14 protein-coding genes are annotated in these 15,504 nt (G+C 44.5%); 8 read left to right on the top strand and 6 right to left on the bottom strand.

Annotated elements, in window-relative coordinates; translation table 11 throughout:
* Positions 1-89: 89 nt before the first annotated feature.
* Positions 90-506 (bottom strand): MarR family winged helix-turn-helix transcriptional regulator, encoded by a 417-nt coding sequence (locus AB1K91_RS02110; protein WP_413087694.1) that lies wholly within the window; start codon positions 504-506, stop codon positions 90-92.
* A 69-nt stretch (positions 507-575) separates the two neighbouring features.
* The gene (locus AB1K91_RS02115) at positions 576-1,436 is read right to left on the bottom strand and encodes a helix-turn-helix transcriptional regulator (RefSeq protein ID WP_413087696.1); all 861 of its coding nucleotides are present in this window, start codon (positions 1,434-1,436) and stop codon (positions 576-578) included.
* A 118-nt stretch (positions 1,437-1,554) separates the two neighbouring features.
* Here AB1K91_RS02115 and AB1K91_RS02120 point away from each other — a divergent pair, with 118 nt between their 5' ends.
* Positions 1,555-3,495: a glycoside hydrolase family 127 protein gene (locus AB1K91_RS02120; protein ID WP_413087697.1), complete on the top strand. Its 1,941-nt coding sequence runs from the start codon at positions 1,555-1,557 to the stop codon at positions 3,493-3,495.
* 30 nt (positions 3,496-3,525) lie between these two features.
* Here AB1K91_RS02120 and AB1K91_RS02125 read toward each other — a convergent pair whose 3' ends face one another.
* From AB1K91_RS02125 to AB1K91_RS02135, 3 genes are all read right to left on the bottom strand, one after another.
* Positions 3,526-4,443: a putative periplasmic lipoprotein gene (locus AB1K91_RS02125; protein WP_413087699.1), complete on the bottom strand. Its 918-nt coding sequence runs from the start codon at positions 4,441-4,443 to the stop codon at positions 3,526-3,528.
* A 256-nt stretch (positions 4,444-4,699) separates the two neighbouring features.
* On the bottom strand, positions 4,700-5,596 hold the full coding sequence (locus AB1K91_RS02130) for a manganese catalase family protein (RefSeq protein WP_413087701.1): 897 nt from the start codon (positions 5,594-5,596) through the stop codon (positions 4,700-4,702).
* Between the two features lie 13 nt (positions 5,597-5,609).
* Positions 5,610-5,831 carry a YuzF family protein gene (locus tag AB1K91_RS02135; protein ID WP_413087703.1) on the bottom strand — a complete coding sequence of 74 codons (222 nt, stop codon included), beginning with the start codon at positions 5,829-5,831 and terminating at the stop codon, positions 5,610-5,612.
* A gap of 149 nt (positions 5,832-5,980) precedes the next feature.
* Between AB1K91_RS02135 and AB1K91_RS02140 the strand changes: the two genes are divergently transcribed.
* Positions 5,981-6,691 carry a DsbA family oxidoreductase gene (locus AB1K91_RS02140; RefSeq protein ID WP_413087705.1) on the top strand — a complete coding sequence of 237 codons (711 nt, stop codon included), beginning with the start codon at positions 5,981-5,983 and terminating at the stop codon, positions 6,689-6,691.
* A 310-nt stretch (positions 6,692-7,001) separates the two neighbouring features.
* A complete protein-coding gene (nhaC, locus tag AB1K91_RS02145) occupies positions 7,002-8,423 on the top strand; it encodes a Na+/H+ antiporter NhaC (RefSeq protein ID WP_413087707.1) in 1,422 nt (473 codons plus the stop codon).
* Positions 8,424-8,461: 38 nt separating this feature from the next.
* Here the strand turns inward: nhaC and AB1K91_RS02150 are convergent, their stop codons facing one another.
* The gene (locus tag AB1K91_RS02150; RefSeq protein WP_413087709.1) at positions 8,462-9,184 is read right to left on the bottom strand and encodes a DUF421 domain-containing protein; all 723 of its coding nucleotides are present in this window, start codon (positions 9,182-9,184) and stop codon (positions 8,462-8,464) included.
* 181 nt (positions 9,185-9,365) lie between these two features.
* On the opposite strand from AB1K91_RS02150, the gene AB1K91_RS02155 reads away from it, so the two are divergent.
* The 5 genes from AB1K91_RS02155 to AB1K91_RS02175 all read left to right on the top strand — a co-directional run bounded on the left by AB1K91_RS02155 (position 9,366) and on the right by AB1K91_RS02175 (position 15,503).
* Positions 9,366-10,652, top strand: coding sequence for a PA2928 family protein (locus AB1K91_RS02155; protein WP_413087711.1), 1,287 nt, complete (start codon positions 9,366-9,368; stop codon positions 10,650-10,652).
* Positions 10,653-10,750: 98 nt separating this feature from the next.
* The gene (locus tag AB1K91_RS02160; protein WP_413087713.1) at positions 10,751-11,788 is read left to right on the top strand and encodes a polysaccharide pyruvyl transferase family protein; all 1,038 of its coding nucleotides are present in this window, start codon (positions 10,751-10,753) and stop codon (positions 11,786-11,788) included.
* Between the two features lie 210 nt (positions 11,789-11,998).
* Positions 11,999-12,481, top strand: a complete 483-nt coding sequence (locus AB1K91_RS02165; protein WP_413087715.1) for a DinB family protein — start codon at positions 11,999-12,001, stop codon at positions 12,479-12,481.
* Between the two features lie 451 nt (positions 12,482-12,932).
* Positions 12,933-14,345 (top strand): YfcC family protein, encoded by a 1,413-nt coding sequence (locus AB1K91_RS02170; protein ID WP_413087717.1) that lies wholly within the window; start codon positions 12,933-12,935, stop codon positions 14,343-14,345.
* 18 nt (positions 14,346-14,363) lie between these two features.
* A complete protein-coding gene (locus AB1K91_RS02175; protein ID WP_413087719.1) occupies positions 14,364-15,503 on the top strand; it encodes a M20 metallopeptidase family protein in 1,140 nt (379 codons plus the stop codon).
* The last annotated feature ends 1 nt before the right edge of the window (position 15,504 follow it).

Consider the following 15,504-nt stretch of genomic DNA (forward strand, 5'->3'; position numbering starts at 1 on the left):
TAATAATTAAAATATATTATAATTAAAGTATAATATGTGCTGTCCTGTCAATAGGCGCAAAAAAAAATCCCCTGTTAGGAGATTTTTTTTCATACAATGATCTTTTTTAATAAAGTGTTCACTTCTGTAAGGATGGAAGCGATATCCTGCAGTTTTTCAGACTGGAATTTCAGGAAAAGATGTTCCACTTTGGCTCTACCTGCTGCGGTCAGTATCATCGTTACAACTCTTCGGTCTTTTGCTTCCCGTTTTCGTTCCACAAGCCCCATTTGCTCCATTTTGTCACACATGGAAGTGGCTGCTCCCGGTGTAATGTGAAAAAGATCGGAGATGGCAGTGACCTTCATGCCGTCTGTAAGCTTCAGTTGGAGCAGGAGAAGTAAATGGTTCTCAGAGAGTGCCTCGCCTTCTGTCAGCAGGTTGATGAATGCCCTTGATTTCTGCTGGATACCAAGGATGGAACTCATGATGTTTTCTATCTCGGATGCCGTATTTTTTTCAGTCATGCCTATCACTGCCTAGCTGTGTATTTGTTATCTGCATTATAGCGCACCTGCAGACAAGTTAGCTAGGTTTTACTGCACCCGTATTCTGTACTCACTCGGTGAGATGCCGAATTTCGCTTTGAAGCTTTTCGAGAAGTAGCTTTGCCTTGTAAAACCGACTTCTTCGGCAATGTGCTGCAGTGACCAGTCGGTGGTTATAAGCAGCAGGCGGGCTTGATGCAACCGATAAGCTGCCAAGTAGGCGAGTGGCGTGCAATGATAGATTTGTTTCATGCATCTGGCCATATAATTCTCGTGTACATGGAAATGCTTGGCCAAGGTGCTGTTTGTGATCCGTTGATTGTAGTGCTGCTTGATGTATATTTCGATACGTTCAGCTAATTGTAACGAGGCTTGCTGCGGTACCGGGTTATATGATAGATGCTGCAGCACTTGCATGAATAATTGCTGTGTTTCCCAAAAAGCAAAGGAGCGTGGCTGGATAGTTGATTGCAGCAGGTTATCCACTGCATCAAACAAAACTGGCGGATAGGCTATCTGCTGATATTTCGGCAGGTGGATCGTGCCATTTGCTGTGTGATAATGCAGTGAAGGTATGGTTTCATCAGATGAAATAGGGGAGCAAACAGTCTGTTCCCTCCAAGTTGATGGACTTTGCATATGCAGCCAATAAAATGTGGTATCAGCTGTACAGCGAGCTGTCGGGTAATGGAATTTTGCCGGCTCAAGGATCAATGCCTCGCCGGCGGAAACGTTCCATTGCAATGCTTCTTCCCCGATATATAAAGCACCCTCCTGGACGAGGATGATATCGAAGAAACCGAGGTTTCTTCGTGCTGGGTGCTGTTGTCCTTTGCGGAATGTCGTGCTGTTTCCTTCCGCAAAATAGGGCAGGGGCGGAACCGCGAATGATAAGTAGGATGTCTCCATTTCTGTGTCGCCACCTTTTGGGTGAAATAGTGTAAATCGAAGTTGAATCTGATACTATATCACTTCTATTTTAGATGTTAAGCTACCATTTGAAAACGCTTAACATAGGGGTGGGAAGATGGGATTTCCAAATGTGCAAATGCATCCAAAAGTAACGATAGAAGATGCTTTCTGGTTGAATTATAAGAAGCTCGTCGCTGAACAAGTCATTCCTTATCAGTGGAAGGCGTTGAATGATCAGCTGCCGGACACTGCCCCAAGCCATGCCATTGAAAATTTCCGCATAGCAGCTGGTGAAGCAGCTGGTGATTATTATGGCACGGTTTTTCAGGATAGTGATGTAGCGAAATGGCTGGAAACGGTAGCTTACAGCTTACGCAGCTTCAAAGATCCAGACTTGGAAGCTGCGGCGGATGATGTCATTTCGATAATGGGCAGAGCGCAAGCTGAAGACGGATATTTGAACACCTATTACATGCTCGTGGAGCCTGATAATCGTTGGACGAACTTGCGGGATAATCATGAACTGTATTGTGCCGGCCATATGATTGAAGCGGCAGTTGCTTATTATGAAACGACAGGCAAGCGTGCGTTCCTGGATATCGTGGAGAGCTATGTGGAACTGATCCGGAAAACATTTGGAGTGGAGAATGAAAAGCTACAAGGATATCCGGGGCATCCGGAAATCGAGCTGGCACTGCTGCGGCTATTTGATGCAACGGGAAAACGCGAGCATCTGGAGCTTGCGGTATATTTCATTGAGCAGCGCGGTCAGGATCCTCATTATTTTGACATGGAGAAAGAACAGCGAAAATCTTTTCATGCTCCGCCAACATGGAATGATGAGCATACGAATTTTGGGCTTGGCTATGCGTATATGCAGGCGCATCTGCCAGTTCGCCAACAGCAGGAAGCGGTCGGTCATGCTGTACGGGCGATGTATTTGTATGCAGCGATGGCGTATCTTGCCCGGCGGACCAATGATACCGAGCTGCATGCGGTGTGCGATACTTTATGGGAGGATGTAACCAATCGGAAGATGTATGTAACCGGAGGCTTGGGATCGGCTGTCAACGGAGAGGCGTTTACAGATGCGTATGATCTTCCCAATGACAGTATGTATTGTGAAACATGTGCATCTGTCGGACTGGTTTTCTGGGCGAAGCAGATGCTGTTGCTTTCACCTGATAGGAAATATGCCGATGTGCTCGAACGGGCACTTTACAATGGGACGATCAGTGGTATGGATTTGGATGGGAAGCGTTTTTTCTATGTGAATCCGCTAGAGGTGAATGCGTACCAAGCCGGGCGTAAGGATCAGGAGCATGTAAAACAGGAACGACAAAAATGGTTTGCGTGTGCCTGCTGCCCGCCGAATCTTGCACGTTTGATTGCATCCATTGAAGATTATGCCTATACACAAACAGAGGCTGCATTGTATACACATCTATATGTGGCAGGCAGTGTGCAAGCGATGATTGGTGATAAGGCAGTTAAACTGATACAACGTCACCAGTACCCGTGGAATGGCAATATTTCGATTACAGTGGAAGGAAAAGGACGATTCAAGCTGGCGTTCCGTATTCCTGGCTGGTGTCAGGGCGCGATAGCTTCCGTGAATGGAGAAGCTGCTGTAATTGGTGATTTGGTCAATGGTTATCTTGTGTTGGATCGAATATGGGAAACTGGCGATCGAATTGAATTGCAACTGCCGCTTTCGGTGATGCGTGTGCATAGTAATTCCAAAATTGGAATGAATCAGGGGCAAGTTGCTTTACAGCGCGGACCGGTCGTCTACTGCCTGGAAGAAGTGGATAATGGTAAAAGCCTTGGTGGTTTGAGGCTTCCGCGAAAGAGCGATATCACCGCAGCATTTGAAGAGGATCTGCTGAATGGTGTTGTAGCGCTTGAGGCAAAAGGATGGAGAGTGGCAGAAACAGAAGAGCTTTACCAGACAGAAGTGCCGCTACTAGAGCCTTGCAAATTACGGGCAATTCCTTATTACGCATGGTGTAATCGAAAAGCTGGGGAGATGCGTGTGTGGATATATGAGATATAAAAAGGGCTGCCGAATAACGGCAGCCTATTATTATTCCATTGGTTCACTTAATGTATAGTTTACCCGGACAAGCAGATTATTCGTTTCCTGATTCACTTGTTTATACAATGCGGCAAATTCTTCTTTGTTGGTTTGGGGATCTTCGAATTGACCGAGCTCTCCCCAAAGCGTCTGCACCATCATAGCATTATCATAAAGCTGCAGGTCGAGCGCGGTTTGGGGAGCTGGTATCAATACATTCGGAGATCCGATCCGCTCGAATTGTTCCTGTAAGGCTGCTAAAGCTTCCTCATCGTACAAGTCGTTTTCTACTATATATTTAGTGTCTCCGACAGCTGGAGCGATAAGAAATACCATCTGCATAATTCCCTTTTCCACATTCGTTGCTTCTTCCCATGATCTGTAATCAGCTGAAGTAAGGTCCTTCAACTGTTCGGGAGGGTTGGAGATAAAAAGATCGTAAGCAGCATGGATGTCTGCCTCATTCTCCAATGCAAAAGCTTGTGCCTCCAGTATATTGATATAAGCATCGCCGTAGTTCACGATGTTTTTCATATTATCACCGGTGCTAACAGAACGGATAGGTCCTTCCTCTAGGTTGAAGTGGATCATGTCATTTTCGTCTCCGTACTCATTTCTGAACGCTTCCATGGAGTCATGCGTATAACGGATATTTCCGTCTTCTCCAAATGGTGACGGAATGGTGATGGTGGGAATGATAATTTCACTCAGATCCTTGCTGGTGTTTGACCTTGAGTTTTTCGAAGTGTTTTGGTTTGGGGAACGTTGCTGTCCATCTTTCTGCACATCTTGGCTGGACTGATTTGCTGTCGTTTCGTTATTTGTTTCTTCTTTTTGTGCAGCCCCTTCCTCATTTGCGTTTTCATGTGAATTGCAAGCCGTCAATAAGATGCATGATAATAAGAAGAATAATAGTTTTTTCATCATAAGGCCCCTTTTTATAGCATTCCAGCGGATTATAACATAGCATACCGAATACCATTTTATTGAATATGTAGTATGTAGTTGGATTTTACTGGGGTGGTTGGTGATAGAAGAGCTATTTTTGAGAGGAAAAGGGGAATTCCATAGTCCTTTAGATTGGTTATATCGTGTATTTATGAAGGGAGTTGTGTCAAATGGATTATAGGGGAATTTTATACCATGCAGGAAAGAGGTACCTCCCCTGCATGGTGGCAGTTCCTTATAAATTTTCCATTAGTCTTTTCGCAATCCGTTCATAATCATCCCGGTCGATACCAGGGGCAAATTCCTCAGGCAGTTCTTCCAAATCCGGGATTGGTCCGCCCAATGGTGCGCCTTGTTTTACGACGAGTTGACTGCCGTTTTCAGGGTTCTTCCCTTTCCAGATTTTTCGGATGTCTGCATATTCGCCCGTGTCGTTCCATGTGAAGAGGATATTGCCAAGCCCTTGATTCTCGAATTTTCGGGCATGGTCGAATTTCGTATTGGATAAATCAGGGACAGGCACCATTTTTGAGACGTCTACTCCTGTCGCAATTTCCAACGCTTTAGCGTAGGCCAGTACATGTGTACCGCCGCGGACAAGCAGATAGCCGATCATCTCCCGGGCTGTTTCATGTTCGGTCATTTCATATACGCGCATCTTATGTGTCCGGGCGCCGCATTCAAGAAAGAAGTTATGCAGGAGATCCAGTACGAGATTCCCGCTGGAAAAGACATTGTCTCCAGTCCAGGCACGCCCCATGGAGTCTCCGGCTAATGCAGTTTGTGCGGTAGCGATGAAGTGATATGTATTGCGGCTGTCCAGGCCGGTGCGAAGGGGTGTGGCGTCAGGATCTCCGGTGTAAAATGTATTGCCGCGGGATAAAAGGTTTATGGTATTGGCCACAAGCTCCACATGTCCGAATTCTTCTGCGGTGATACTTGCGACTAAATCATAAAAAGGCTTTAGTTTTTTCTTGTTGCGAAAATTGAATGATTGATACATATAGTTATTCAAAGTCGACATTTCACCGAACTTGCCGCCTAGCAATTCTTGGACCGCCGCCGCAGCGTTTGGATCCCCGTGCTCTGGGACGGGTAATTCAATTGCGAGTCTGTTTTCCCGTTTGAACATCAGTTTTACCTCCTTATCCTTTTGGAATGACCCAAACGATTTGCGCGGTACGAATGTGGAAAGGTGATCCACCTGATTCGACGACAATATGATCCGGACGTACAGTTGTCAATTTGCCTGTGACGGATCCGCGAACGGTTTCCACAATGATCTGTTTGTTCCGGATTCCTTGTAATGTTTGATAAATATGCGGTTCGACAGTGCTGACGTAGGTCGTTTGCTGAGGCTGATTCATGCTGATCGCTCCTTTAATAAGTAAAAACGCTATATTTTATGCGGATAATGGATGTCCTCATGCACATGTCATTGATGGATGCAGGCATCGTTTTTTGTGGAATGACGGGTCTGTGCTAAAATCATCTTAATGTGAAAAGGGGTGTCACGATGAAAATTGAAGTATGGTCAGATTTTGTCTGTCCTTTCTGTTATATAGGCAAACGGAAGCTGGAGCTTGCATTGGAACAATTTGAGCATAAGGACAGTGTGGAGATGGTGTTCAAAAGCTTTGAGCTTGATCCGAATGCTGGGGTGTACAATGGAAAAGGCATCCATGAAGCACTGGCTGAAAAGTATGGCATGACAATCGGGCAAGCAAAGGTGAACAACATGCAAATCGGTCAGCACGCAGCCGAAGTTGGTCTTACATTCAATTTTGATGAGATGAAGCCGACGAATACATTGCATGCGCATCGGTTGGCTAAATTTGCCGAAACAAAAGGCAAGGAAAAAGCGATCACCGAGCATCTTCTTTATGCGTACTTCACGGAATCCAAGAATCTCAGTGAGAGAGAAACGCTGCTTGATATAGCGGAAGCTTCTGGCTTGGATCGCAACGAAGCAGGAGAGATCCTGGAAAATGAGACGTTACATCTGGATGAGGTAAGAGCAGATGAACAGCTGGCGCAGCAGTATGGTATCACAGGTGTTCCTTTCTTCATTTTCAATAATAAGTACACCATCTCTGGTGCACAGCCGATGGAAACATTCGTCGGTGCCTTGAATCAAGTATGGAAGGAAGAAAACGAGCAGCCGAAGTTCCAGAATTTTGGTTCTGGTGATGCTGGTGTGTGCACAGACGATAATTGTTCCATCTAATAAATAATTGACCTGCAAATTTGCAGGTCTTTTTTATGCTTCCAAAAGAGTGTTCGAAGTGATGAGGACAGTTAAATGGAAGATAAGGCACCATATTGGAGGATATCTAAGAACCGACCGCTTAACTTCGAGTTGAACAAATTAAGCCAGGTATATCCTCTTTAACTACGGTCAGCGCCATTTTCTTATAAGGGGAATATGCTGTAGCATTATAGAAGTGAGTTTCATGCAGCGTCTGAACGGGTAAGAAAAATAAAGTTGTGCTTCGTTCAGCAAATAAATAACAACCTCGGGTTGAAGGAGTGGTTGGTTGGAAACCGATATTAAGAAACCGTCTTTTATTTATGCATTGATGATGCTTTTGTCAATCGTGGCAGTAGTATCCGTAGGAATTTTGGCATTTGATGCACCGATTCAAATACTGATGTTCATTAGCATGCTGGTCATCATCCCTTATATGATAGGACTGGGATTCAACTATCAGCAGATAGAGAAGTCCATGGTCAAATCCATGAGTAAGGCGCTGATGCCGGGAATCATCTTGCTGACCGTCGGCATTTTAATCGGTGCATGGATCGCATCTGGAACTGTGCCTACTTTGATTTATTATGGTGTGCAGGCAATTACACCGCAGTTCTTTTTGGTGACGACACTATTGTTTTGTTCCCTTGTATCTGTTGCGACAGGCACCAGCTGGGGGACGGTAGGTACTGCAGGTGTGGCAATGATGGGTGTGGGTACGGCACTTGGCATTCCGGTAGGTCTGACAGGAGGAGCAATTGTGAGCGGAGCATTTTTTGGCGATAAGATGTCTCCATTATCTGATACGACGAACCTGGCACCAGCTGTTACAGGCGGTGAATTATTCCGTCATATCAAGCATATGCTTTGGTCGACAGTGCCGGCCTATCTCATTACTGCTGGTATTTTCACCTTCATCGGCTTGCGCTATCATGGCAGCGGAGCGGGATCGGATGATGTAAATCAGCTGACATCATACTTGGCGGATAACTTCAATTTGGGAATCATTCCGTTGATTCCGATTGTTGTATTGATTGCTTTGCTCGCGATGAAGAAACCGGCAATCCCGGCTATTTTTGCAGGGGCAGCCATAGGCGGAGTCATAGCAGTATTTTATCAAGGTTTCAGCTTTATGGACACATTATCTACATTCTATAGTGGTTATGCGGTGGAATCCGGTATTCCTGTTGTTGATGAACTTCTGCAACGTGGGGGATTGACGAGCATGCTTGAGCTGATAGCATTATTCCTATTCGCTCTCGGAGTAGGTGGCATGCTGGCTGATGCTGGTGTCCTTGAAGCATTGATTGCTTCCTTTGCGATGAAAATCAATCATACAGGTGTACTTACTGTAGTGACTATCATCGTGAGTTATGTCATGCTTGCTGTTGGTGGTTCGGTCTACTTCTCGACGGTCATGGGTGGTACACTGATGAGGCCGATCTTTGATCGATTGAATTTGGAGCCAGAAAACCTATCGCGTATCCTTGAGGATACAGGAACCCAGGGAGCACCTTTGGTTCCTTGGACCGGCGGCGGTATCTATACTGCAGGTGCGCTTGGCATTGCGACAGTCACTTATTTGCCGTTCTGTTTCTTAGCCTTTATCACGCCGCTGTTCACCTTGCTTTATGGTCTAACCGGCTGGACTTTCAAAGAGAAAAAAGAAGCGAAGCAGAAGAAACCAAAAATGAAAGTGGCAGAGGCTTAAAACTAAGCGAGCACTACCTTGACAGGGTAGTGCTCTTTTTAATGTTTGATCGGGGGAATGTTCAGTTTCCTATCCTTTAAATTGATGTGGAGATTCTGTTGATATGAAATGGATGCGAAGAATACATTGTTGATTCCGATGATGTTTTGCTCGGCTAGCTGTTTTCTTAACCATTCTTCATCCAGTTCGAAATAGGATAGTGTATCGTAATGAATGAATCCATCTGAAATGACAGGCAGAGCAATGGAGGAGCTTGGCAGCTGAAGTTCGAGATCTTCCCTGGTAACTGGCAGTTTGGCAGGTTTTTTTAAGACACTCAGTGTACCGTTCGGTTCAATGACAGCAGTTTCTACATCACATATATCAAATATGCCCTTCTGCCGCAGCATGAATAAAATATTGTCGATGGAATACTCGATTTTTCGCATATTATCATACAGAAAAGTTCCATCCTGGATCACGATGGTCGGATCGAGTGTAAGCAGCTTACCAATTTTACGGTTAGCTATCTTCCATTTTACGATTGCTTTTTGAAAAAGTCCGATGGCGATGATAGCAAAAGCTGTAGGCAGATGTTCAATGTTGGGGTCGGCAATATCAGCGCCGACCAGCGCCCCTAAAATGACGATAATCAGAAAATCGAATACTGGCATTTCTCCGATTGCGCGTTTTCCCATGAATAATGTCATGATGAGCATCAGCGGTATGATGGTAATGATCCGAACGAGGACAATCAGATTGTCATGTATGAATTCAGGCATGAAGATGCTCCTTTTTACTTTCCAGTCTTGCCAGTGAGCAATACTGGCAAACCGATGTCCTAAATTATTGAAACGAAAATGCAGTTTATGCGTAAGGAAATGAAGCAAGCCAAGTCGCGATGGACCCGAACAAGGTAGGATATTTCATTTGTACAATGGCAGCTGAAAGGAGGAGGATAACATGACCGATATTTTTCGTAACTGGCTTTTCAATGATGATTTCGCACATAATGTCATGTTGACATTGATTTATATTTGGATTTTGACCATTATCGGCAAATGGGCAGTGGATAAGATCAAGCAAAACAAGCAAAGGACGTTTGGTTCACTCGCAGGTTTCTTGCTTGTCCATGCAGTGCTTGGAACGTTGCTTCTTTGGCTCCTGGAAGGCGATTTCTTTAATGATTGGACGTTTACAGGCTGGTTTTGGCATGATTTGACGCTATGGATTCTTGGTGGTTTGTTCGTCGTATTATGTATGCTTTTCCTTGTGCGTGGGATTAAAAGGTCGAGTTCGTTAAAGAAGGTAATCGGTATGATTATTTTTCTGCTTGTTGGTGAATTCATCATTGGATCATTCGTTATGACTGTCTTTCATGCAGCAGGCCGTTCGGTGACGATGAGTCTTGATTCCCCCACAATCATAGCGGAAGATAGCAATTTGGCCATTAATAAAATCCGGATGAAGATACCGAATGGACACGAAAACGGTATTTCCTTAAGCGACTCGCGATTCCAGATCATAGCCGTAGATTTGGATACGGGGGAAATGGAGTGGAGCCGGAAAGCCAGCTGGCAGGTGTATGTTCTTGGGCGCACGGAGGATGGTATCATGATCATGAATAGAAAAGCTGAGGAACTGTATTTTCTTGACGCTGCCACTGGGGAAGTTCGTATAAAGGAGCAGGAGTGGACAGAAAAATATCCAGAGCTTACCGATAATCTGAGCTATGAGCAGGCTGATTATTATATCGATGAAGAAGGCAGCATCTATTTATATGCATTGAACGGTAAGTATTATCGTATTGCCGATGGCCGCTTGACAGAGGATCCGGCTTATGAGAAAGAAGTACAGAAAGGTTTCTTTGGTGACGAAGAAAACGGGGAAGCAGAACGGGCGCAGCAGACCGTTCAGGAGTTGTACCCGGATTTGCTCGAGGCTCAGTCGATTATTGGTTCAAATAAAGATGGCAGTATGCTGCTGATGTACAAAGAAAAACGCAATCAAGATCAGGTTATAATTGCTCGTGTTTCGACTGAGGAATCCGTCATAAGATGGAAGGTTGCAGTCGATTATGATTATCAAGAGATCCCAGGCGAAACCCCGGTTGATGTCTTTCTAATGGAAGATGCTACATTTGTGCAAGCTGCCGGTAAGCTTTATAAAGTATCCGAGCCGGATGGTGCGTTGGATTTCGTTTACCAGTATCGTTGGAATAAGAAGGAGAACATCACAGAAGCTCTATAGTCATGGAAGAAATTATCGCTTTCCTGAGGCATACAATCTTTTGAATCGGGGTATGGAAGAGTACAGCGGAAAAAAGTTGTGCTGAGGAGGCATTTCATATGACGATACAACCAAATGATACAGCTAATATTGCAAAAGGCATCGGGCCGAATGTTTCGCCGGAAGCCTTTACTAATGATAAACGTAAGGTATTCCTATTCGGTTCTCCGAGCTATACAAATATCGGAGACCAGGCAATCGCCTATAGCATCGAGAAATTCATCCAAAGCCGGTTCCCTTATTACGAGTACATTGAAATAATGGACTATGCGACAGATGAGGGAATTGAGTTTGTTAAAGATATCATCCATGAAGATGATATCGTCATGTTCACAGGCGGCGGAAATTTAGGAAACCTCTACTTGGATATTGAAGAAGATCGTCGGAAGGTCTTCGCTGCATTCAAGGATTATAAATCCATCTCCATGCCACAGTCTGTTTTCTTCGAAGATAATGAGCATGGCGAAGAGGAGAAAAAGAAAACCCAGGAAGCATACCATCAAAACAATAATCTGGTCATTGCTGCCAGAGAATCACAAACATTGGATGTAGTCAGGAATACATTTGATTCTGAGGTAATGTACACACCTGATATGGTAATGTCCCTCGATGTTGTTCCTCGTGAGCAGGAGCGGGAAGGGGTTATGTTCTTCCTGAGAGCTGATAAAGAAAAGGTGATGGAGGAGGACTTCGTTTCCGAGCTGATGGAATGGACGAAGAAATTTGGATCAGTCGATCGTACCGATACGGTTTTGGACGAGGATGTCGTGCCTACCATTGATTATGCAGACCGTGAGAAGCATTTCATTGAGATGCTCGATCTAATCAGTTCCAAAAAGCTGATCATCACGGACCGTCTGCATGCGATGATTTTCTCCATCATAACGAAAACGCCATGTCTTGTTTTCGGCAACAGCTACGGTAAAGCAAAGCACTCCTACCGCGACTGGCTGGATTCCATCAACTTTGTTGAGTATACAGATTCCAAAGACGTGGAGTTGTTGGAACAAATGGTAGAGAAGTTGATGAAGGCAGAACCGAATGAAGTGGATTTGCGTAAAGATTTCAAACCGTTGGTAGATTTCTTCCGAAGCTGAAAGGAAAGCTAGAATCTTAGGATTCTAGCTTTTTTAATTGTTGAAAGGCAAAAGTAATTCGAAAATGTCTACTCGTTTAAACAACCCCTTGGTTACAAGTTTTTCTATAAAAAAGCCTAAGGTGTCACTTAGCCATTTAACGGAATAATGCGGGAGATTTCAGAAGGGCGTCGAAATAGAAAGTTTATAATAAGAAGGAGTGTGATTGGTATGTCTCACGCTAAAGATGTTTTGGAAGATCAATTGTTAGCAAATGCGAACGACCTTAGCTGGTACGTTCCGTTTTCAGAATCAGTTGCAAACTTATCAGAGGAAGAAGCATTTTGGAAACCGAATGATGAAAGCAACAGTATTGCAGAAATTGCACAACATCTCCTTTACTGGAATGAAACTTGGCAAAAGAGATACAAAAAATCTCATATGAATGCTGTTGCGCCCATAAGTGACAATAATGAAAGCTTTATTATTCCAGAACATAAAACGTTTGCTGATTTAAAAAAGTGCCTCTTAGTGGTCCTGCTTCAATGGCAAGACGTACTGACTGAAGAAAAGGTAGAAAATGATGTGAATGGTTTCCCTGAGACCGCAAAGTGGTGGGCAGTTCTAGGAAACTTGTCCACGCACAACGCCTACCACATTGGACAAATCGTTTACATTCGGAAGCTACAAAAAAGCTGGAAAACTAAATATTAACGGGGATTAAATGAGGCAACTTACATTTCATTGTACCGCTATAGGGCGCTATTCCGAAGTAATGATAAAAATCCAATTTCTAAATTTTATGTTGAGAAATTGGATTTTTATATTTATAGTGCAAAATAACTCATAAAGTGACTCCTGAGGCAATGATAATGATCATTATGCCAATTAAAGATTCCAGTCGTGAATCAAGGGTGAATTGATTTACAAAAAGAGAAGTTGCTTATGTTAGTGAAGCTATGCCCCGATAAGTGGCTCTACTATTTTTCTCGTGTTTTTCCATTAGCTTTATCCTCTCCTTCCTTATGTCTACCGATTGATTATTATGTGTTTTGTATAATTAATCTATAAAATTTATTGATATGCAGTTGTATTTTTATATCCTTCGTTGTATATTTATTAAATAATATACAACGAAGGATAATTCTCGAAGGAGTACAACCAGATGAACAGCTTACAAGATTTGCAGCAGCAGCCAAACAAGAAAAAGAAACCAAAGCAATTTAACGTCTACGTGATGATTTTTGCATTCATCGTCGTGGCGGCACTTTTAACATATATCATCCCAGGCGGTGCGTATGACCGCGTGGAGCAGGATGGCCGGAGTGTCATCCTGCCGGAAACGTTCCATTACATTGATGGAGAAAATGTCGGACTGCTTGGCATATTCAATAGCATTCACACCGGTATGGTGAATGGGGCCAATATCATTTTCTTCGTCTTGATTGTCGGCGGGGCGTTTGGAATTTTCACAGCGACTGGAGCATTGGATGCTTTCATTTATATGCTGTCCAGAAAAATGGCAAACAAAGAGAAATTACTTATCCCAGTCTTGATGCTGTTCTTTGCGGCAGCAGGGGCTTTGATGGGGATGTCCGATGAAACGATCGTTTATGTCGCAATCCTGGCTCCGATGGCAATAGCACTTGGATTTGATGCCTTGACCGGTTTTGCGATTGTCGTACTCGGTGCTGGTGTCGGTTTTACGGCAGCGGTCATGAATCCATTTACAGTAGGAGTCGCGCAGGGTATTTCCGAGCTGCCTACCTTCTCCGGAATCGGCTTCCGTATTATCATATTCGTTATCTTGTATGTAGCAGCTGTCTTCTATGTGATGCGGCATGCGAGCAAAGTGAAAAAGAACCCAGAGCTTGGGGTATACGGGAAGTTTGGCGGAAAAGCTGATACAGCAGCAATTCTGTCCCATAAGATGACTACTCGTCATAAGCTTGTCCTATCGGCTTTCTTGGTCAACTACATTGTATTGATCATTGGTGTATTGAAATATGGCTGGTATATTACAGAGATTGCTGGATTGTTCCTGTTGTTCGGTGTCCTCATGGGTATCCTCGGCGGCATTTCTTTCTCTGGTATTGCCGATAACTTCATCCTTGGAGCGAAAGATTTACTCGGAGGTGCGCTGATTATCGGTTTTGCACAAGCAATCCTAGTAATCTTCAATACATCAGGGATGATGGATACACTGCTGCATTATGCTTCGGGAGCGCTTGGTGCAATTCCGGCTGCGCTTTCCGCTGTCGGCATGTTATTTATGCAGATGGGCATCAATTTCTTCGTACCATCCGGAAGCGGACAAGCCGCTTTGACAATGCCGCTGATGGCGCCATTGTCTGATATGATTGGTGTAACGAGACAGACAGCTGTACTGGCTTATCAGTTCGGCGACGGTATTTCCAACACAATCTTGCCGACGGGTAATATCATCGCGCTGCTTGCGATTGCAGGCATCGGCTACGGTAAATGGGTGAAGTGGTTCCTGCCATTCTTCCTTATCCAGATTGGCATTGCCATTATCGCGCTGATTATAGCGCAATTGATTCAATACGGACCGTTTTAATAGAAGGAGTAATGCAACATGGAATTAGAGAGATTAGTAGAGCAGGCGATCCAGGATCGCCGGCATTTTCACCAGTATCCTGAGCTTTCAGGGGAAGAATACGAGACAGGGAAATATGTGCGTAACAGATTAGAGAAGCTTGGCATCGAGATTCTTGATTTTCAGCCGCCGAGCGTTGTAGGGTATGTGAAAGGCACAAAAGGGGAGAAGACAATCGCTCTCCGGGCGGACATGGACGCACTCCCAATTGCAGAGGAAGGGGATAAACCTTATATCTCCAAGCGTGAAGGCATTTCCCATATGTGTGGTCATGATGGCCATACAGCAATACTGCTTGCAGTGGCAGAATGGATTACACTTCATCAGCAAGAAGTGGAGCCGAATATCGTGCTAATTTTCCAATCATCTGAAGAAGCGTCTCCAAGCGGCGCAGATAAACTGATCAAAGAAGGCGTTTTGAAAGGCGTCGACAGCATCTACGGCATCCATGTCGATGCCGGATTGGAAAAGGGGCAGTTCGGTACTCGTCCTGGTGCAATGATGGCCTCTGTCGATGACTTTGAGATCAAAATACAAGGCTCTGGCGGTCATGCATCGACACCGCATTTGACAGTCGATCCGATCTATGTGGCAACACATGTCATCCAAGCGCTGCAAAGCATTGTCAGCCGTAAGCTCAACCCAATGGATGCCAGTGTCATCTCTGTTGGGAAAATTGAAGCCGGCAATACCTATAACGTCATTCCGGATTCAGCCCAAATCATCGGGACAATGCGCTCCTTCTCTACAGAAGCAGTACAAACGATTCAAGAGCAAATTGCCAAGCTGACAAAAGGGATTTGTGAATCATTCGGTGCCACAGCCGAAGTAAACTTCATCATCGGCACACCGCCCCTTATCAATGATGAAAAAGAAGCAGCTTTTGCTGAAGGGCTGCTGCAAAAGACATTCGGTGCAGAGTGCTACGAACAACTGGAGCCGGTTATGGGTTCTGAAGACTTCTCTTATTACTTGCAGGAAATTCCGGGGGTATTCGTCAAGGTCGGTATGCAAGGGGAGAAGAGCCAGTATCCGCATCACCATCCAAAGTTCGATATCGATGAGGATGTGTTTGGGGATGCGATAAAGGTATTCCAGCAGTTTATATTGAATCAATAAG

Origin of the sequence: Terribacillus jepli, assembly GCF_047228925.1 — a bacterium.
GTDB lineage: Bacteria > Bacillota > Bacilli > Bacillales > Amphibacillaceae > Terribacillus.

Coding starts and splice junctions, on each gene's coding strand:
- AB1K91_RS02110 (WP_413087694.1), bottom strand. CDS start 506: ATGACTGAAAAAAATACGGCATCCGAGATAGAAAACATCATGAGTTCC.
- AB1K91_RS02115 (WP_413087696.1), bottom strand. CDS start 1,436: ATGGAGACATCCTACTTATCATTCGCGGTTCCGCCCCTGCCCTATTTT.
- AB1K91_RS02120 (WP_413087697.1), top strand. CDS start 1,555: ATGGGATTTCCAAATGTGCAAATGCATCCAAAAGTAACGATAGAAGAT.
- AB1K91_RS02125 (WP_413087699.1), bottom strand. CDS start 4,443: ATGATGAAAAAACTATTATTCTTCTTATTATCATGCATCTTATTGACG.
- AB1K91_RS02130 (WP_413087701.1), bottom strand. CDS start 5,596: ATGTTCAAACGGGAAAACAGACTCGCAATTGAATTACCCGTCCCAGAG.
- AB1K91_RS02135 (WP_413087703.1), bottom strand. CDS start 5,831: ATGAATCAGCCTCAGCAAACGACCTACGTCAGCACTGTCGAACCGCAT.
- AB1K91_RS02140 (WP_413087705.1), top strand. CDS start 5,981: ATGAAAATTGAAGTATGGTCAGATTTTGTCTGTCCTTTCTGTTATATA.
- AB1K91_RS02150 (WP_413087709.1), bottom strand. CDS start 9,184: ATGCCTGAATTCATACATGACAATCTGATTGTCCTCGTTCGGATCATT.
- AB1K91_RS02155 (WP_413087711.1), top strand. CDS start 9,366: ATGACCGATATTTTTCGTAACTGGCTTTTCAATGATGATTTCGCACAT.
- AB1K91_RS02160 (WP_413087713.1), top strand. CDS start 10,751: ATGACGATACAACCAAATGATACAGCTAATATTGCAAAAGGCATCGGG.
- AB1K91_RS02165 (WP_413087715.1), top strand. CDS start 11,999: ATGTCTCACGCTAAAGATGTTTTGGAAGATCAATTGTTAGCAAATGCG.
- AB1K91_RS02170 (WP_413087717.1), top strand. CDS start 12,933: ATGAACAGCTTACAAGATTTGCAGCAGCAGCCAAACAAGAAAAAGAAA.
- AB1K91_RS02175 (WP_413087719.1), top strand. CDS start 14,364: ATGGAATTAGAGAGATTAGTAGAGCAGGCGATCCAGGATCGCCGGCAT.